Origin of the sequence: Rhodopseudomonas sp. P1, from assembly GCF_039642825.1 — a bacterium.
GTDB lineage: Bacteria > Pseudomonadota > Alphaproteobacteria > Rhizobiales > Xanthobacteraceae > Rhodopseudomonas > Rhodopseudomonas palustris_H.
In genome coordinates this window covers 1,160,590-1,177,988 of record NZ_CP088006.1, presented here as the reverse complement: position 1 = coordinate 1,177,988, position 17,399 = coordinate 1,160,590, and the positions used below count along the sequence as shown (strand labels likewise).

Genomic DNA, 17,399 nt, shown 5'->3' with positions numbered 1-17,399 from the left:
CCGCTCTCCAGATCATCATTCGCCGGCTGCGCGCCGCGCGGACGTCGCAGCCACAAGAAGCACCTACGCCGCCCGATCCGCCACCAGCGTTTCGGCAAATTGCGGGTAGCACTCGGCGAGCTCGTCGGTGACACGGCCGCGCAACAGTACCAGCGTTTCAGCATCCGGCTCCGGCGTGAACGGCACCTGCGCAGGCGCGTCGTAGTCGAAGCCGGTGGCGGCACGGATTTCCTCCGCCGAGCTGCCGCGATGCACGCTGCGCAGACAGAACCGCTTGCGCTGCTGATCGAAACCAAACAGGGCCAGCCCGGTGAGCAGCGCGTACGGTCCCCCGCTCCGATAGATCCGCTCGCTCGCGCCTGGCGCGCTGACGAAGTCGACCTGGTCGACCAGGACGCGCGGCGAATGCTCTTCGCGAAACAGGATCACCCGCGGCACCAGATAGTACATGAACGCCGATCCGAACGAGCCCGGCCAACGCACTTGGCTTGCCGGATAGTCGCCGGTGCCAACCAGATTGATGTTGGCCTGACCGTCGATCTGGCCGCCGCAAAGAAAGAACGCGTCGATCCGCCCTTGCGCGGTGGCGTCGAACAGCTCGAACGCACCGTTGGTGAAGAAGTTGTGCTGACGCGAGCCGAGCACGATCACCCGCACCGGGTCGCGGCCGCGGCTCTGATTGCGGGCGCGCAGCAGCATCGCGCCGGCAGCCGGAATCGGTGACGAGGCACCGACCGCGACGGTGCGGACGCCGTCGAGCAGATCGGCGATAGTCGCGATCAGGATTTCGCGCGAAGTCGCAGGCGCCATGCTCATGCCACCGCCTCGAACTTCCGGGCGAAGCCCTGCATGTAGGCGGCGAAGCCCTCAGCCGAGCGCGCCATCTTGGCGTAGCGCGCGACCTCGGCGGTGTCGGTGTTGTATTCGCCGGCGAGGCTGAGCGGCCACGCACCGTTCTTGGCCTCGGCGATCGCACTGACATACAGCGCTGGCAGCACGCCGGCGGCGGCGTTCTCGTCCGTCAGCAGTGAAGTCTCGACGATGCGCTCGACCGTCACAAGTGTGGTCTTGGCCGCATAGGCCATCGCGGCGAGTTCGGTCTGTCGGCCGATCCGGACGTTACCGAACCGATCGGCTTCGGGCGCGTGGAACAGCGCGACATCCGGGCGGATCGCCGGCACTACCACGATCGGATCGTGCGGCGCGTAGGGATTGTCGATCACCTTCCAGTCGTCACGCGCGCTCAGGATGTCGCTGCCGATGATGCCGCGGATCGGCATGAACGGCACGCCCTTCTGACCGGCGACGAGACCGGCGAGAATCGCCGGGCAGGTCGCATCCTTCATCACAAACGCGCTGCTGCGGATGCCTTCGGCGAACCGCGGCGCGCCGCCGGCTTCGCCGAGCGAGATCGCACTGGTCTCGACCGTGCCGACCAAACCTTCCCCGATCAGCATATCGGCCTGCAGGCCGCTGATCGGGATACAGACGAGATGCAGATGGCGCGGCCGGTTGGCGATGATCGCGGCGGTCGCCGCCATCGCCACGCCGCTGGTGTCGGACGGCACCGCCACCATCATGCCGTCGCAGATCTGCGCAGCAAGCGCCTCGATCGAAACGATCTGGCCCAAAACATCCTCCCATCGTCGCGGCGCCTTGTTGCGCCTTATGATTGGAGGCGATGGTTCCGTGGCACGGCGCGCCTGTCAAGGCACGCCGACGGTTGATGCCGATGCGCGCGGCTCAGCTCTTGCTGCGGCGCAGATGCTCGTCGAGCCGCGGCATGATCTCGACAAAGTTGCAGGGGCGCGTGCGATAATCGAGCTGCGCGGCCAAAATGCCATCCCAGCCATCGCGGCAGGCGCCAGGTGAACCCGGCAGGCAGAAGATGTAGGTCGCGCCGGCAACGCCGGCGGTGGCGCGCGACTGGATCGTCGAGGTACCGATCTTGCCCCAGCTGATCATGTGGAAGGCGATCGAGAATCCGTCCATCCGCTTCTCAAACAGCGGCTCGATCGCCTCCGGGGTGACATCGCGCCCGGTGAAGCCGGTGCCACCGGTGGTGATAATCGCGTCGACGCCATCGTCGGCAATCCAACGACGGATGATGGCACGGATCTTCTCGACATCGTCGGTGACGATCTCCCGCGCCGCCAGCCTGTGCCCTGCCCCGCTGAGCCGCTCGACCAACGTGGCGCCGGACCTGTCGTCATCGAGCGAGCGCGTATCGGACACCGTGAGCACGGCGATGTTGAGCGGAATGAATTGCTTCGGTTGATCTTTGCTCGCCATAACCGCCTCGTCGAACTTGTACCAGCGTCATGGCCGGGCTTGTCCCGGCCATCCACGTCGTCGTCACATCGCAACACGTGGATGCCCGGCACCGGCCGGGCATGGCGAATTCAGAATTTCCGTGAGGCCGAGACCTTACAGCCGCTCCGCCCCGAACGTGTTGCAGGCCTGGACGGTGCCCTGCTGATAGCCGGTCATGAACCAGCGCTTGCGCTGTTCGGCGGAGCCGTGGGTGAAGGAGTCGGGCACCACTTCGCGGCCGGCGCGGCGCTGCAGCGTGTCGTCGCCGATCGCGGCGGCGGTGGTGAGCGCGGCGTCAATATCACCGTCCTCAATGAAGTTCGGACGCTTCTTCTTTTCGCGATTGACCCACACGCCGGACAGGCAGTCGGCCTGCAGTTCGACCCGCACCTGCAGCGCGTTGGCTTCGGCGCGCGAGCCGGCAGCTTCCTGAGCCCGCGTCACCTTCGGCAGAATGCCGAGCAGGTTCTGAACGTGATGGCCGGCCTCGTGCGCAATGATGTAGGCGGCGGTGAACTGGCACGCCGAGCCGGAGCAGCCGCGGAAGCGGGTCTCGACCTGCTTGAAGAACGAGGTGTCGATGAAAATCTGCTTGTCCGGCGGACAATAGAACGGTCCCATCGCCGCCTGCGCCATGCCGCAGCGCCCGCCATTGGTGCGGCCGCGGAACAGCACGATCTTAGGCCCGACATAGGTCTGGCCGTTGGCCTTGAAGATTTCGGTCCAGCGATCGTCGATTTCGCCCAGCACACCCGAGATCATGCTGCCCATCTCGTCGGTCGGCGCGCCCTGCTTGCCGGACCGGCTGTCGGCCTGATGATGCTGCGTCGTCTCCGAGATCATCTCGGCGCCGCCGATCAGCAGCCGCGGATCGATCCCAAGCGCCCAGCCGACGATACCCAGCACCACGATGGTGCCGATGCCGAGACCGCCGCCGCCCATCGGAAATCCGAATCCACCACCACCCCCGCCGCCCTCTTGATCCCGGCGATCATCGATATTGTCGCTGCGACGGAAGTCATCGAAACGCATCAGCCTGTCCTCGGTTTGGCCGCACCGGCGATTCGGGGCCGGTCCTCGTGTGTAGCCGATCCGAAAAAATCGGCGACAATTAGCATTAACCCGCCCGGCAAATATTGCCTAGTGCGCAGCCCTGACACCGGCGAGGACAACGCACAGCCGGCGTCCGGGCAGCCAAAGCCGTGCGTAAACACCGATGGTGTAAACGTTTGCACGCGTTCATCGCGGTCGACATGCCGGCAGAGAGAACTGTTCCTCCGTCCGTTCGTTCCGTGGTCACCAAACTGCAATCCAATTAAGTCGATTTTTACTTTGACGGGTCATTGTAGTGGCTAGTCGGTTTGTTGGTCCCGCGTCGCCGACGGCGTCACATGAGTCAGGTTAGTTGAGTCATGGTTGTGTCGCGTCGCGGGGCGTCTGCAAAGGCGCCCCGCACTCAATTTGAAGATATGCCCGAGAGCCGAATCATCGTCGGTGATTGCATCGCCGAGATGGAGAAGCTCCCGCCGAAGTCGGTGGATCTGGTGTTCGCCGATCCGCCGTACAATCTACAGCTCAAAGGTGCGCTGAAGCGTCCCGACGAATCGGAAGTCGACGCCGTCGACGACGATTGGGACAAGTTCGCGTCCTTCGCCGCTTACGACAACTTCACCCGTGCGTGGCTGCTCGCCGCGCGACGGATCATGAAGCCGTCTGCGACGCTGTGGGTGATCGGTTCGTACCACAACATTTTCCGCGTCGGCACGATCATGCAGGACCTCGGGTTCTGGGTGCTCAACGACATCGTCTGGCGCAAATCGAATCCGATGCCGAACTTCCGCGGCCGTCGTTTCACCAATGCGCATGAAACGATGATCTGGGCGGCGCGTGACGAGAACGCCAAGGGCTACACCTTCAACTACGATGCGTTGAAGGCGGCCAACGAGGACGTTCAGGCGCGCTCCGACTGGCTGATTCCGCTCTGCACCGGCGACGAACGGCTGAAGGGCAAGGACGGCAAGAAGGTGCACCCGACGCAGAAGCCCGAACAGCTTCTGGCGCGCGTACTCCTGAGCTCGTCCAAACCCGGCGATCTGGTGGTCGATCCGTTCAACGGCACCGGCACGACAGGTGCTGTCGCCAAGCGTTTGCGCCGCAACTACATCGGTATCGAACGCGACAAGACCTACGCCGAAGCGGCGCGGGCGCGAATCGATGCGATCGAGCCGCTGCCGGACGACACGCTGAAGCCGTTCCTCACCGCGCGCGATGCACCGCGGGTGGCGTTCTCCGAACTGATCGAGCGCGGCATGATTTCGCCGGGCGCCCGGCTGGTCGATTCGAAGAAGCGGCACGGCGCGCTGGTGCGGGCCGACGGCGCCATCATGCTCGGCGACAAGGTCGGCTCGATCCACCGGATCGGCGCGATGGCGCAGGGCTCCGAAGCCTGCAACGGCTGGACGTTCTGGCACGTCGAGACCAGCAAGGGGCTTCGGCTGATCGACGAACTCCGCGCCGAGATCCGCAGCACGATGATCGCCTAAGGCAAAGAGAATTTCTCCGGTTCTGATCTAATCAGAACCGGAGGTCTTTCGCCGTGGACACACCATCCGAACCGCGCCTGTTCTCTTTACGACGTTGCTCTAGCCTCCGCCGACGAACCGTCCGATCCGGTACTTCGGCAGCAATGCGTCGGCTTCGGGCGAGTGTTTCCGCCCCTTGGTCTTGGTGTCGTACGCCTCAGACGCTTCCTTGCCGCACCAAGGCTCGATGATGCTCGGCCGCGATGGATGATCCGGCAGATACGCCGTGATGTCGTAGACGTTGCCGCGAATCGCCATCCAGCAATCCTGCGGCATGGCGTGCCGGGCCAGCTCGGCCGCGCCGATCTCGCGCTCGGCAGCGGTCGCACGCGTGTCGGTGCCGGGCACTAAAAGATTGCCGATCCAGAAGCCGGCAACGGCGATCCAAAACGCGGCGGTCGAGACATAGAACAGCTTGCGCATCATCTGAACTCGAAATTCTCGTAGTGGACATGCTGGGCGGTGACGCCGCGTGCCGCGAGCGCCGATTTCAATGCGGCGACCAAACCGGGCGGTCCGCACAAATAACACTCCGCGCGCGACAACTCGCCGGCAGTGGGCAGCAGCGGGCCGAGATCGGGAACATCGTCGCCGGTCTGAACGGCGTGGAGCGTGAACTTCGGATCAGACGCTGCAGTCGCGCGCAACTCCGGCAGAAACGCCGCGTCAGCTTCGCTGCGATACAAATACAGGAGCCGCGTCGGATGCAGCAGCGGACCGGCGTTCAGCAAAGCCACAAACGGCGTGACACCAATTCCACCCGCCACCCAGAACTGTGGTGCCTTTCCGTGCGGATCGACGAAGCCGCCGAAACCGCCGATGACGCGGGCTGCCACGCCGGGCTCGATCGCCAGCATCCGGGTGGTGCAGTCCCCCAGCGCCTTGATGGCGAGATGCAGCTCGTCACGGTTCGCGATTGTGCTGACCGTAAACGGATGGAATTCGCCGCAGCCGCGATAGCGCTCGCCGTTGCCGAATTCCGCCAGGACGAACTGGCCGGGCGTCACCATCGCCGGATCGCCGAGTGGACGCAGCACGACCTCGACCGATCGCGCCGCCAAAGGCCGGGCCGACGTCACGACATATGGCCGCGCGGCAAGGCCAAGATCGCCGCGGATCAGCCGCCAACCAAGGATCGCTGCCGCGACCGCAAGGATCGGCAGCACCGGCTCGTCTATGCCGAGCAGGATCAGATGCACCAACCCGGTCAGTACACCGAGGCCGAGTAGCGCGTGCAGCCAGCGCCAGGTGCCGTAGCGAATGCTGCGGATGAAGGTGGTGACGAGGCCGCCCATCAGCAGCAGCAGGCCAAGCCAGCCGGACCATACCGGCCAGCTCTCGGTGAACGGCGACAGCGTCTGCCAGGCGACCCGCGCCGACGGCAGGTTGTTGGCAGCAAGCAGCAGCGGATGCAGCAACAGAAACAAATAAGCAGCGAGCCCGGTGCCGTGGTGCCAGCGATACATCCGCTCCAGGCCGCCGAGCCAGGCGGCTAATCGCGGCTCGCGCAGCATCAGCAGCAGGCTGACCAGCAATAGACCGCAGCCGAGCCAACCGGTGACGATGCCGGCGGCGCGGATCGGCGGCAGGCCTTCAGGAAACGCCCAGACTGCAAAGCCCGCCGGCACCACGCATGACAGCAGCGGAACCGACGACTGGCGCACAGCTGCGGCCGCGGCTGCCATGGCCTCAATCCCGCCCGGACTTCAGATGGTCACAGAAGTCGCGGCCGCCATGCGGCAGGTCGAGCCCACGCTCGCGCGCCCGCTGTACCATCAGCGCGTGATGTTCGGCCCGATAGGCTTCGCACGCATTGTAGTCGGTGAAGCTGCGCACCCGTCCCTGATGTTCGATCCGCTCCTGCGGCGACATCAGCATCCAGCCGCGGGTGTTGCCCTCGTCGGCGCGCCATGGCGCAGCCTGTGCTGGGGTAGCCCACGGTACCAGCGCCAGCACACTGATCATCACGGCAGCACACGCCGCCAAGCGGATGCAGAGCATGACCGTCATCCCGCTGCGATGCGACGGCTCAGCTTAGCGCGCCCACAGTGGTTGTGAAGATGACTCAGATCAAGCAACGAGCGAGATTGGCGACTGAATCCGCCCTCTCTCCGTTATTGCGAGTGAAGCGAGGCAATCCAGGCACAGACTCAGCTTGGACCGTGTCGTCGTTTTGCTTCTCGCAATGACGAGGAAGGACAGGCTGACGAAGCTGTTACTTCTTGTCCGTCTTCTTCGCCGCTTCGCGGGCGTCCTTGATCGCCTGCTTGAACAGTGCGACGTCGAGCACGCCGGGCACGCGGAAGCGGCCGACGATGAATGACGGCGTACCCTGGAAGCCGAACGCCTTCGCCTGAGTGTCATTGCGCTTGAGGATCGCCTCGATCGTGGCGCGGTTGGCGTCGAGATCCTTGGTGGCGCGATCAACATCGATCCCGCCGGCCTTGAGCGTCTCGTTCAACGTGGTCTCGGTCAGCTTAGAGGTCGCGCCGATCAGCGCCTCGTGCGCCTGCAGAAACTTGCCCTGGTACTTCGAAGCGAGCACAAGCTTAGCGGCATCGACCGAGACGCCGCCGAAAATCGGCCAGTCCTTCAAGACCAGGCGGATGTTGCCATCCTCCTTGACTACCTTCATCAGGTCCGGCGCCACTTTCTTGCAGTACGGGCAGCGATAGTCGGACCATTCGACGATGGTGATGTCACCCTTCGGATTGCCGGCGACCGGGATCTCGGCGTCGTAAAGCACCGCGTCGGTCGACAGTACATCCTCAGCGTCCGGCGCGGTCGGGGCCGCTCCGGCCTTGGCGGCAACAAGCGCGGGAGCGAGAGCGAGCGCCGCCGTCAGGGCCGACCGTCGGGAGATCATCATCAGGTTCCAATCCTCAGGCTTTAGGCGGGCCTGTTGTGCACCGGATCGCGGCGTCGTGCCATCACTTTGCCGTGGCCGGCGGCGGATTTGGCGTTTTGTCGCGCAACACGATGTAGATCGCCGGAATCACCAGAACCGTGAGCAGGGTCGATGACGCCAGGCCGAACAGCAGCGAGATTGCCAGGCCCTGGAAGATCGGGTCGAGCAGGATCGTCGCCGCACCGATCATCGCCGCCAGCGCGGTGAGCAGGATCGGCTTGAACCGCACCGCGCCGGCCTGCAGCACGACGTCGCGCAAGGTCTTGCCGGCGCCACCCGAGTGCCGGATGAAATCGACCAGCAGGATCGAGTTGCGCACGATGATGCCGGCGAGTGCGATGAAGCCGATCATCGAGGTGGCGGTGAATGGCGCCCCGAGCAGCCAATGGCCGATCAGGATGCCGATCAGCGTCAGCGGGATCGGCGTCAGGATCACCAGCGGCAGCTTGAAGCTTTTGAACTGCGCCACCACCAGCACGTAGATTCCGAGGATCGCCGCGCCGAACGCCGCGCCCATATCGCGGAACGTCACCCAGGTGATCTCCCATTCGCCGTCCCACAACACAGTCGGCTTCGACTCGTCTGACGGCTGGCCATGCAGGCTGATCGCCGGCTTCGGCAGTTTGCCCCAGTCGTGGGATTCGATCAGCTTGTCGACGTCGAGCATGCCGTACAGCGGCGCTTCGAATTTGCCGGCGAGTTCGGCCATCACCATGTCGGCGAACCGGCCGTCGCGCCGGAAGATCATCGGCGAGCCGACTTCCTTGGTGGCCTTCACCAATTGGCCGAGCTCGACCACCGTCTTGGCGCCGGGCAGCGAATTGGCCGGCACCGGCGTCGAAGCCAACGCCTCATTCCATTCGAGATCGCGCTTCGGCAACCCGACCGTAATGGCGATCGGATTGCGGCCTTCGCCGCGATGCGAGTAGCCGATCGAGGTGCCGCCGAACAGCGCCTGGATGGTGTCATAGACGTCCTTTTGTTCGACGCCGAAGAACTCCAGGCGATCCTGATCGATCGACAGCCGCAGCCGAGGCCGCGGCTCGCCGATCGAATTGTCGACATCGACGATGAACGGCACCTGCTTGAAGATCTTCTCAACCTCGGCGGTGACCGCACGACGGGTGGCGGCGTCGGGACCGTAGATCTCCGCCAGCAGCGTCGACAGCACCGGCGGACCAGGCGGCACCTCGACGACCTTGAGGCTGGTGCCTTCGGGCAGCTTCAGCGTCTGCAATCGCTTACGCAGGTCGAGCGCGATGTCGTGGCTGGCGCGGCTGCGCTCGCCGCGCTCCTTCAAATTCACCTGCAGCTCGCCGAGTTCGGGCCGCTCGCGCAAGTAATAATGGCGTACCAGACCGTTGAAATTGAACGGCGCTGGCGTGCCGGCGAAGGTCTGCACCGAGGTGATCTCGGGCAGGCCGCGGGCGATATCGGCCGCAGCAAACAGCGTACGCTCGGTGTCCTCCAGCGTGGCGCCTTCGGGCAGGTCGAGCACCACGGCGATCTCGCTCTTGTTGTCGAACGGCAACAGCTTCACCGTCACCGACTTGGTGTAGAACAGCGCCATCGACATCAGCGTGGCGATGCCGACGCCGAGCAGGAAGATCCAGGCCGCGCGCTTGCTGGCGACGATCGGCGAAGCGAAGCGGCGATACAGCCGGCCGAGCCGGCCTTCGTCGTGACCGCCATGCGCGGCCACGGATGCGCCCTGCTTCGGCGCCAGCTTCAGCATCAGCCACGGCGCCACCATCATGGCGACGAAGAACGAGAACAGCATTGCGGCCGACGCATTGGCGGGGATCGGAGCCATATACGGTCCCATCAGCCCGGACACGAACAGCATCGGCAGCAGCGCCGCCACCACAGTCAGGGTCGCGATCACGGTTGGATTGCCGACCTCGGCCACCGCCTCGATGGTGGCCTGCAGCCGCGGCCGGCCGTCCTTCATCCCCCAATGCCGGGCAATGTTTTCAACGACCACAATCGCGTCGTCGACCAGGATGCCGATCGAGAAGATCAGCGCGAACAGGCTGACGCGATTAATGGTGTAGCCCATCAGATTGGCGGCAAACAACGTCAGCAGAATCGTGGTCGGGATCACCACCGCGGTGACGATCGCCTCGCGCCAGCCGATCGCGATCGCGATCAGCACGACGATTGAAATCGTGGCAAGACCGAGGTGAAACAGCAGTTCGTTGGCTTTCTCGTTGGCGGTTTCGCCGTAGTCGCGGGTGATGGTGACGGCGACATCCTTCGGGATCAGAGAGCCTTGCAGCGTCGCCAGCCGCGCCTTGATGTCGTGCGACACCACCACTGCATTGGCGCCGGCGCGCTTGGCGAGCGCGAGCGTCACCGCCGGCACGCGGTCCCATTTGCCGCTGGCGTCGCGTGCGTCGTTCCACACCCGATGCTCGGCCATATTCGGCCCGATGATCACCGAGGCCACGTCGTTGACGTAGACCGGACGATTGTCGCGGGTCGCGACCAGCAGCAGGCCGATGTCGGGAATACCCATCAGGGTCTGACCGGCCGAGACGCTGCGCATGGTGCCGGCGTCGCGCACGTTGCCGGCGAGGAACGAGCGATTGGCGTCCTTTACCTTGGCGACGAGTTGCTGCAGCGTCACGCCGTACAGCGACAGCTTCTCCGGATCGGGCTCAACCCGGATCTGCTGCGCGCCACCGCCGGAGATATAGGTCAGGCCGATACTGTCGACCTTCATCAGCTCCGAGCGCAGCTTGTCGGCGAGTTCGTACAGATCCTTGTCGGTCCAGCGCGCCGCAGCCTCCGGTTTCGGCGACAGCGTCAGCACCGTGACGGCCACGTCGTTGATGCCTCGTCCGACGATCAGCGGCTCGGGAATGCCGACCGGGATGCTGCCGATGTTGGCGCGGATCTTCTCGTGCACGCGCAGGATCGCGTCTTCGGCCTTGGTCCCGACCAGGAAGCGGGCGGTGACCATGACGCGGTCGTCTTCGGTCTGGCTATAGACGTGCTCCACGCCGTCGATCCCCTTGACGATCGCTTCCAGCGGCTTGGTCACCAGCTCGACCGCATCCGGCGCGCGCAGGCCATCGGCGTTGATACGGATGTCGACCATCGGCACGCTGATCTGCGGTTCCTCCTCACGCGGGATCGCCGCGAGGGCGATCAGGCCTGCGATCAGCGAGGCCAGCAGGAACAGCGGCGTCAGCGGCGACTGGATCGTGGCCTTGGTCAGGCGGCCTGAGATTCCGAGGTTCACGGCTGCACCAGCCTGTCACCGGGACGCAAGCCCGACAGAATTTCGAGACCGTCCGGCATCTCCTGCGTCGGATGATCGCGGCCGCGCTGCACCGGCACCGCCACGGTCTTGCCGGGTTCGCCAAGATGCACGTAGTCGATACCGAATTCGGTGGTGATGAACTTCGACGGGATCACGTAGGCGGGGCGTTCGCCGCCGGAAATCCACACCCGCAGCCGGTCGCCGACGAAGTACTGCGGCAGCCCTTCGACCGTGGCGTCGGCCACCACGCGGCCATCTTCGATCTGCGGATACACCAGGTCGATGGTGCCGAATTTGGCGACCTGATCGCCGAACTCGCTACCGTCCACCCGGATCTTATCGCCGGCCTTGAGGAAGCGCGCGTGCCGTTCCGGCACCCGCAGCCGCAGCTTGTAGTGCTGCTGCGCCACTGTGACGATCGGATCGCCCTGCAGCACCACCGAGCCGACGGTGATCATCTTCTTCAGCACGCGGCCGTCGTCCGGCGACAGCACCTGGCCTTCCTTGAACTGCTGTTGCACCACCGACCGCTCTGCGGTCTTGGCGCGCAGATTGTTCTCGGCGACGTTGAGCGCGGTGCGCGCTTCGTCCAGCTTGGTGCGCGGCAGCGTGCCGCGCTCGACCAGGCCCGAGGTGCGGTCGTAGTCGATCTGCGCCTGGCTGGCTTGCGCCTGCAGCGCCTGGATCTGGGCATCGAGCGAGTTCATCTGCAGCGTCAGCTTGTCGTCGCCGATGGTCGCGATCTCCTGGCCGCGGGTGACGCTATCGCCCTCCCGCACCTTCAGCGCCACCACGGTGCCGCCGATCCGCGCGCGCGCCGGCACCACGCTGATACTCTCGACGGTGGCAAACACCGCCTTCTCGTCGGAGATTCTGGTCTCCGCCACGGTCAGCGTCGCCGCGGCATGCGCCGCCACCGCTCCCAGCAGCAATGCGGCGACCGCGCCGCTCATCGTCCATCGCAGTCCCATGTCATGCCCTTGCAGGTTTGCGGCCCGTTATTCCGATCGTCTGCCCCGGGCAGAACACCCGGTACAGCGTCGTCAGCACTTCGCGTGCCGGCTCGCTGGTGATCGAATAGAAAATCGACTGCGCATCGCGTCGCGCCGACACCAACCCGTCGCGACGCAGCAGCGCGAGATGCTGCGACACCGTCGAGTCGCGCAGATCCAGCGCCTCGGCGAGTTCGCCGACCGAGCGCTCGCCATCCACCAACTGGCAGATGATCAGCAACCGATGCCGGTTCGATAGCGCCTTCAGAAGCTCGCTGGCCTGGTCGGCGGCAACCACCATCGGATCGTCTGTTATTTTCATATTTGCGTATATACAATTATTCGAATATATAGTCAACACGAACGCGGACGGCGGGGCCGTCACACAGGAGGAAGACTGCGATGAATCTCGATCAAACCGTGCTCGCCTTCGCCGGCACCGTCGTGCTGGTGAGCCTCGCACTCGGCTGGCTGGTCAGCCCCTATTGGCTGCTGCTGACGGCATTCGCTGGGATCAACTTGATCCAGGCATCGTTCACGGGCTTCTGCCCGGCGGCGATCGTGTTCAAAAAACTCGGCCGTCCGGCCGGCAACGCGTTTTCGTAAGGGCGACAGGAAGCAGCCAACAACAGACGTCATTGCCGGGCTCGACCCGGCAATCCATCTTCTGGCGACAAAGTTTTCAATGAAGAGCGATCGATGCGCGGGCCTTCGCCACACCGAAGCGGCGACGGCCGCGCAGGCGGGTCAAGCCCGCGCATGACGCTATTGCGTTTGGCGCCGCAGCGGCTGGAAGCGATGCGGCGCGCTCAGGCCGCCCGGCCGCAATTGCAGTTGCAGCCGCCCTCTTCCTCCTCGTCGTCATGATCGTGCGGCGCTGCCGGCGGCAGCGACCCGGCCAGGTAGTTCTGGATGGCGGTGACCGGATCAGTCTCGGACGTGGTGATTGCGACCACGCCGCGCGCGGCCATCCGCGCGAGAAAGCCTGGCCCGGCGCTGCCGGCGATCACTACGCTGACCTTGTCGAGCGGATGCGCACCGTCTTCCTTGAATTCATGGATCGACATCTCCTTCGGCAGGTCGAGCCGGTCGACCTCCTGAGGCGGGCGGCACGGCGCCGCATCGAACACCAGGAAGCGGCGGGTCTTGCCGGCGTGGCCGGTCACGGTGCGGAAATTCTGGCTGGCAACTGCGATCAGCATGATTGGGCTTTCGAGATAATGTGAAGAAAGAAGGGCTTCTTCCAGCAACTTCGGAAGGTGTACGCAGGCGCGAACCACAAATGGCTCGTCATTGCCGGGCTTGACCCGGCACTCCATCATCTTCGCGCAAGCGTTCGGGGCGCGCTAAAGCGCGCGATGGATGAGCGGGCCTTCGCCGCGCCGACGCGGCTACGGCCGCGCTAGCGGGTCGAGCCCGCACATGACAAGTTCGATTGTGGCTGCGCCGCGCTCAGGTCTCGCCGATGATGATCTGGGTGTCGGTGGCGAACTTGTAGGGCACCAGCGGCAGGTTGCGCGGCGCCGGCCCCAGCCGGATGCGGCCGGCGGAATCGTATTGCGAGCCGTGGCACTGACAGAACCAGCCGTCGTAATTGCCCTGATGCTCGGTCGGCACGCAGCCGAGGTGGGTGCAGATCGCCGACACCACCAGCCACTGCTCCTTGCCGGGCTTGACGCGGGCCGAGTCCGGCTCCGGATCACGGAAGCTCTGCCAATCGGCGGACTGCGCCGACTGGATTTCCTTCGGCGTGCGGTGGCTGATGAAGATTGGCTGGCCGCGCCAGAACACCTTGACGACCTGACCTTCCGCAATCGGCGCCAGATCGACTTCGAGTGGGAAGCCGGCCGCAACCGTGCCGGCATCGGGATTGAGCTGAGACACGAACGGCCACACCACGGCGGCGGTGCCGACCGCGGCCAGGGCCCCGGTCGCCAAATACAACACGTCGCGACGGGTCGGCTGTTCAGACGTAATGGCGGTCATCTTCGTCTCCTGAAGGTTATCCGTTGGCCGGATTGCCGTGCCGGCCCGCGGTCGAATGCGTCGTCCAATGATGCGGTTCGCGCCGCACCTACGTTTTGCGAAGCTCGCCGGCGGCGCGGGCGAGGATCGCAACAAGCTCTGCTTCGTTGTCCGGGTCTTTGACGATCTGGCGGATCGCGACTTCCCGCAGGTTGTCGAGCGCCGCCCGGAGCAGCGGCGGCAGATCGTTGCCCTCGGTGCCGCTGTTGCCGTTCTGTTGCCGCATCATCTCGCCGAACGCGGCGAGGCGGTCGAAGACCGCGTTCGCGAGCGCCCGGTTGGCCGCGAGGTGCTCAAGCCCGTCGTCGGTGGCGACATAGAGCTTCTTGGCGCCTTCCGGCTGGGCGATGACATGGCCGGTTTCTTCAAGGAAGGTGAGCGTCGGATACACCACGCCCGGACTCGGGGCGTAGAAGCCGGCGGTCTTCTCCTCAATCATCTTGATGATGTCGTAGCCGTGGCGCGGCTGTTCGGCGATCAGCGCCAGCGCGATCAGCTTAAGGTCACCCTGCGCCAGCATCCGGCCGGCGCGCATCATCTCGCCGCCGCCCATTCCGCGACCGCCCATGCCCCGGCGGCCCCACCGGCACCCGGGCATCCCAAACCCGCATCGTCGCGGGCTGTTGTCGACGCCGTCCATGACGACCTCCTGAAAGATATATCTTACCTAGGGACGCCCCCGGCCGAAGTAAAGATATATCTTTTGAGAGGACAGCGACATTTCAGCCAGCTGCGACAGAAAGGTGCCTTGTTACTTATCCTGTTCCACGGCCTGTGGTTTTCCGATACAGATCGTTTGATCCAGATCAAACTTAGAACGGGACCAAAATATATCGTCCGAACATATTCAAATGTTTCCCCGACATTTGAACCCCGCCATTGCGCACCCTGCGCTCGGCTCGGGCGCGAGGCTGACGGCCCCGGCAGAACAACAGGAGAAGATCATGATCAAGGTTGCCATGTTGCTTTGGATTATCGGCGGCGCGACGCTGGCGGGCATGATGATTATCGCGGTGCTGGTGGTGCCGAGCCTGTCCGAGCAGGCGATGCATTGGATTCCGATCGTGGTCGGCTGCGGCTTCGTGATCGCGATGCCGATCTCGTTTCTGGTCGCGCGCAAGATCGCGCGCCCCTCGATGCGTTAAACGACTCCCCTCGAGACGCTCGCGCGAGCGTCTCGAGGCCTGCGTGATTGATCCCGCATGATTTCGCCCGGAGACGGCCGTCCCCTCTCCGGGGCGAAGCTCCAGCGAAAGCCCTCCATATGACCGAAACCAATATCGAGGGGCCGCTCTACGCGCCCCGCAAGAAAGTCTATCCGCAGGCGGTGCACGGCCGCTTCCGCAGGATCAAATGGGCGCTGCTGGCGATCACGCTGTCGATCTACTACTTCACGCCGTTCCTGCGCTGGAACCGCGGACCCGGCCTGCCCGATCAGGCGGTGCTGATTGATCTGCCGGCGCGACGCTTCTATTTCTTCTTCATCGAGCTGTGGCCGCAGGAAGTGTATTACTTCACCGGCCTGTTGATCATCGCTGCGCTGGTGCTGTTCCTGATGAACGCGCTCGCCGGCCGGGTGTGGTGCGGCTATCTGTGCCCGCAGACGGTGTGGACCGACCTGTTCTACGCGGTCGAACGGCTGATCGAGGGCGACCGCCGCGATCGCATCACGAAGGACAAGCACGGGCTGACCGTGCGCCGCGTCGGCGAACTCGCGCTCAAGCACTTCATTTGGCTGATGATCGCGTGGTGGACCGGCGGCGCTTGGGTGCTGTACTTCGCCGATGCCCCGACGCTGGTAAAGGAGCTGGTCACCTTCCAGGCGCCAATGGTCGCCTATGTCTGGATCGGTATCCTGACCTTCACCACCTACACCCTCGCCGGCTTCATGCGCGAACAGGTGTGCATCTATATGTGCCCGTGGCCGCGCATCCAGGCGGCGCTGACCGACGAATGGGCGCTCAACGTCACCTACAAATACGATCGCGGCGAACCGCGGATGTCGGTGAAGAAGGCCGAGGTGGTGCGCGCCCACGGCGAAACCGTCGGCGACTGCATCGACTGCCATCAATGCGTCAACGTCTGCCCGACGGGCGTCGACATCCGCCAAGGCCTGCAACTCGGCTGCGTGCAGTGCGGCCTGTGCATCGACGCCTGCAACACGGTGATGAAGCAGGTGGGCCGGCCGCCGGATCTGATCGCCTACGACACCGACATCAACATCCAGCGCCGGCTCGCCGGCAAGCCTTCGGTGTATCGGCCGATCCGCGCCCGCACGCTGCTGTATTCCGGGCTGATCGTGCTGGTCGGTGCCGTGATGGTGTATGCGCTGGCGACACGCGGATCGCTCGACATCAACGTGCTGCACGAGCGCAACCCGCTGTTCGTGACACTGTCCGACGGCGGCGTGCGCAACGACTACACCGTGCGGCTGCTCAACAAGCGCCCGACGGGCCGTGTGATGCAGGTGTCGGTCAGCGGCGTGCCGGGCGCGCGGCTGCAGGCGGTCGGGATCGATCCGGACGCCAAGGACCGGCTCGACGTCGAAGTTGGCCAGGATCAGACCCGCGAACTGCGCTTGTCGGTGATGGTGCCGAGCGAACAGGTGCCGAGCAAGTCGATGAACATCACCTTCGAGGTCAAGGACCCTCAGACCGGCGAGATGGCGACTGCGGTGGATCACTTCGTGCCGCCGACCTCGAACTAACCGAACCGGCTCGGGGCGGCGCAGACTGCGCCTCCCCGCGTCGCCCTACACCACGTCGTCGACCGGCTGCAGGTCGATCCCGAAGGTTTCGAGAAACTTCGACGTCATGATGTAAAATCCGATCGCGAGTTGCAGTTCGACCAGCGCAGCCGGCGTCAATCGTCCGGCGATGTCGTCGAACACCGCGTCGGTCGGCCGATCGAGCTTCACCACCTCGTCGGTGAAGGCGAGCGCCGCCCGCTGGGTGGCATCGAAGCAGTCGGCACTGCGCCAATCATCGAGCGCAGCGTTCTGCGCGGCGCTGACGCCGACACCGGCGCCGATCTTTTTGTGGGCGGCGACCTCGTAGGGCGCGTTGCACAGGATGCCGGTCCGGGTGATCGCGAGCTCGCGCAGCACCGGGTCGAGTTCGCCCTTGAACCGGATCGCGCCACCGAGCCGGCAGTATTGCTCGAAATGGCTCGGCGCATGCGCCAGCATCCGGAAGATGTTGGCGTTGCGGTTCTTGGCCAGCACCTCGCGGGTGCGCGGGCTCGCTGTGGCCTCGTCGCAATCGTCGATCCGCGCCATCGGTCTCTCTCCCTTGTTGTTGTTCGTGTTGCGT

The 17,399-nt window shown here is 64.7% G+C and carries 19 protein-coding genes; 4 read left to right on the top strand and 15 right to left on the bottom strand.

Features of this window, described 5'->3' with window-relative positions; translation table 11 throughout:
* Positions 1-63: 63 nt before the first annotated feature.
* From LRC39_RS05510 to ypfJ, 4 genes are all read right to left on the bottom strand, one after another.
* Complete coding sequence (locus tag LRC39_RS05510) at positions 64-816, bottom strand: CoA transferase (protein WP_346296592.1); 753 nt, start codon at positions 814-816, stop codon at positions 64-66.
* Positions 813-1,631: a CoA transferase subunit A gene (locus tag LRC39_RS05505; protein WP_346296591.1), complete on the bottom strand. Its 819-nt coding sequence runs from the start codon at positions 1,629-1,631 to the stop codon at positions 813-815. The genes LRC39_RS05510 and LRC39_RS05505 overlap by 4 nt, the downstream gene beginning before the upstream one ends.
* 112 nt (positions 1,632-1,743) lie before the next feature.
* Positions 1,744-2,292 (bottom strand): molybdenum cofactor biosynthesis protein B, encoded by a 549-nt coding sequence (moaB, locus tag LRC39_RS05500; protein ID WP_346296590.1) that lies wholly within the window; start codon positions 2,290-2,292, stop codon positions 1,744-1,746.
* 135 nt (positions 2,293-2,427) lie between these two features.
* Positions 2,428-3,345, bottom strand: a complete 918-nt coding sequence (gene ypfJ / locus LRC39_RS05495) for a KPN_02809 family neutral zinc metallopeptidase (RefSeq protein WP_346296589.1) — start codon at positions 3,343-3,345, stop codon at positions 2,428-2,430.
* A gap of 380 nt (positions 3,346-3,725) precedes the next feature.
* Here ypfJ and LRC39_RS05490 point away from each other — a divergent pair, with 380 nt between their 5' ends.
* The gene (locus LRC39_RS05490) at positions 3,726-4,856 is read left to right on the top strand and encodes a site-specific DNA-methyltransferase (RefSeq protein ID WP_107354440.1); all 1,131 of its coding nucleotides are present in this window, start codon (positions 3,726-3,728) and stop codon (positions 4,854-4,856) included.
* A 99-nt stretch (positions 4,857-4,955) separates the two neighbouring features.
* Here LRC39_RS05490 and LRC39_RS05485 read toward each other — a convergent pair whose 3' ends face one another.
* The 7 genes from LRC39_RS05485 to LRC39_RS05455 form a co-directional block, all read right to left on the bottom strand.
* Positions 4,956-5,321, bottom strand: coding sequence for a cytochrome b5-like heme/steroid binding domain-containing protein (locus LRC39_RS05485; RefSeq protein WP_346296588.1), 366 nt, complete (start codon positions 5,319-5,321; stop codon positions 4,956-4,958).
* Positions 5,318-6,580 carry a ferric reductase-like transmembrane domain-containing protein gene (locus LRC39_RS05480; protein WP_346296587.1) on the bottom strand — a complete coding sequence of 421 codons (1,263 nt, stop codon included), beginning with the start codon at positions 6,578-6,580 and terminating at the stop codon, positions 5,318-5,320. Before LRC39_RS05480 ends, LRC39_RS05485 begins: the two co-directional genes overlap by 4 nt.
* A gap of 4 nt (positions 6,581-6,584) precedes the next feature.
* Positions 6,585-6,896, bottom strand: a complete 312-nt coding sequence (locus LRC39_RS05475) for a hypothetical protein (RefSeq protein WP_346296586.1) — start codon at positions 6,894-6,896, stop codon at positions 6,585-6,587.
* Between the two features lie 214 nt (positions 6,897-7,110).
* Positions 7,111-7,764 carry a DsbA family protein gene (locus tag LRC39_RS05470; RefSeq protein ID WP_346296585.1) on the bottom strand — a complete coding sequence of 218 codons (654 nt, stop codon included), beginning with the start codon at positions 7,762-7,764 and terminating at the stop codon, positions 7,111-7,113.
* A 61-nt stretch (positions 7,765-7,825) separates the two neighbouring features.
* Entirely contained in the window at positions 7,826-11,050 is a 3,225-nt protein-coding gene (locus LRC39_RS05465; protein ID WP_346296584.1) for an efflux RND transporter permease subunit, read from the bottom strand.
* The gene (locus LRC39_RS05460; RefSeq protein ID WP_346296583.1) at positions 11,047-12,042 is read right to left on the bottom strand and encodes an efflux RND transporter periplasmic adaptor subunit; all 996 of its coding nucleotides are present in this window, start codon (positions 12,040-12,042) and stop codon (positions 11,047-11,049) included. The genes LRC39_RS05465 and LRC39_RS05460 overlap by 4 nt, the downstream gene beginning before the upstream one ends.
* 1 nt (position 12,043) lies before the next feature.
* Positions 12,044-12,385, bottom strand: coding sequence for an ArsR/SmtB family transcription factor (locus LRC39_RS05455; RefSeq protein WP_430624924.1), 342 nt, complete (start codon positions 12,383-12,385; stop codon positions 12,044-12,046).
* Between the two features lie 80 nt (positions 12,386-12,465).
* On the opposite strand from LRC39_RS05455, the gene LRC39_RS05450 reads away from it, so the two are divergent.
* The gene (locus LRC39_RS05450) at positions 12,466-12,669 is read left to right on the top strand and encodes a YgaP family membrane protein (RefSeq protein WP_346296581.1); all 204 of its coding nucleotides are present in this window, start codon (positions 12,466-12,468) and stop codon (positions 12,667-12,669) included.
* 203 nt (positions 12,670-12,872) lie between these two features.
* Here the strand turns inward: LRC39_RS05450 and LRC39_RS05445 are convergent, their stop codons facing one another.
* The 3 genes from LRC39_RS05445 to LRC39_RS05435 form a co-directional block, all read right to left on the bottom strand.
* Positions 12,873-13,265 carry a NifB/NifX family molybdenum-iron cluster-binding protein gene (locus tag LRC39_RS05445; protein WP_264054435.1) on the bottom strand — a complete coding sequence of 131 codons (393 nt, stop codon included), beginning with the start codon at positions 13,263-13,265 and terminating at the stop codon, positions 12,873-12,875.
* A gap of 250 nt (positions 13,266-13,515) precedes the next feature.
* Complete coding sequence (gene petA / locus LRC39_RS05440; protein WP_164636624.1) at positions 13,516-14,049, bottom strand: ubiquinol-cytochrome c reductase iron-sulfur subunit; 534 nt, start codon at positions 14,047-14,049, stop codon at positions 13,516-13,518.
* 88 nt (positions 14,050-14,137) lie between these two features.
* Positions 14,138-14,728, bottom strand: coding sequence for a PadR family transcriptional regulator (locus tag LRC39_RS05435; protein ID WP_346296580.1), 591 nt, complete (start codon positions 14,726-14,728; stop codon positions 14,138-14,140).
* 304 nt (positions 14,729-15,032) lie between these two features.
* Between LRC39_RS05435 and LRC39_RS05430 the strand changes: the two genes are divergently transcribed.
* Together LRC39_RS05430 and ccoG are read left to right on the top strand one after the other, a co-directional pair.
* Positions 15,033-15,233 carry a hypothetical protein gene (locus tag LRC39_RS05430; RefSeq protein WP_263990744.1) on the top strand — a complete coding sequence of 67 codons (201 nt, stop codon included), beginning with the start codon at positions 15,033-15,035 and terminating at the stop codon, positions 15,231-15,233.
* Positions 15,234-15,352: 119 nt separating this feature from the next.
* Positions 15,353-16,795 (top strand): cytochrome c oxidase accessory protein CcoG, encoded by a 1,443-nt coding sequence (gene ccoG, locus LRC39_RS05425; protein ID WP_264054432.1) that lies wholly within the window; start codon positions 15,353-15,355, stop codon positions 16,793-16,795.
* A gap of 45 nt (positions 16,796-16,840) precedes the next feature.
* On the opposite strand, the gene LRC39_RS05420 is transcribed toward ccoG, so the two are convergent.
* On the bottom strand, positions 16,841-17,365 hold the full coding sequence (locus LRC39_RS05420; protein ID WP_346296579.1) for a carboxymuconolactone decarboxylase family protein: 525 nt from the start codon (positions 17,363-17,365) through the stop codon (positions 16,841-16,843).
* Positions 17,366-17,399: the final 34 nt, after the last annotated feature.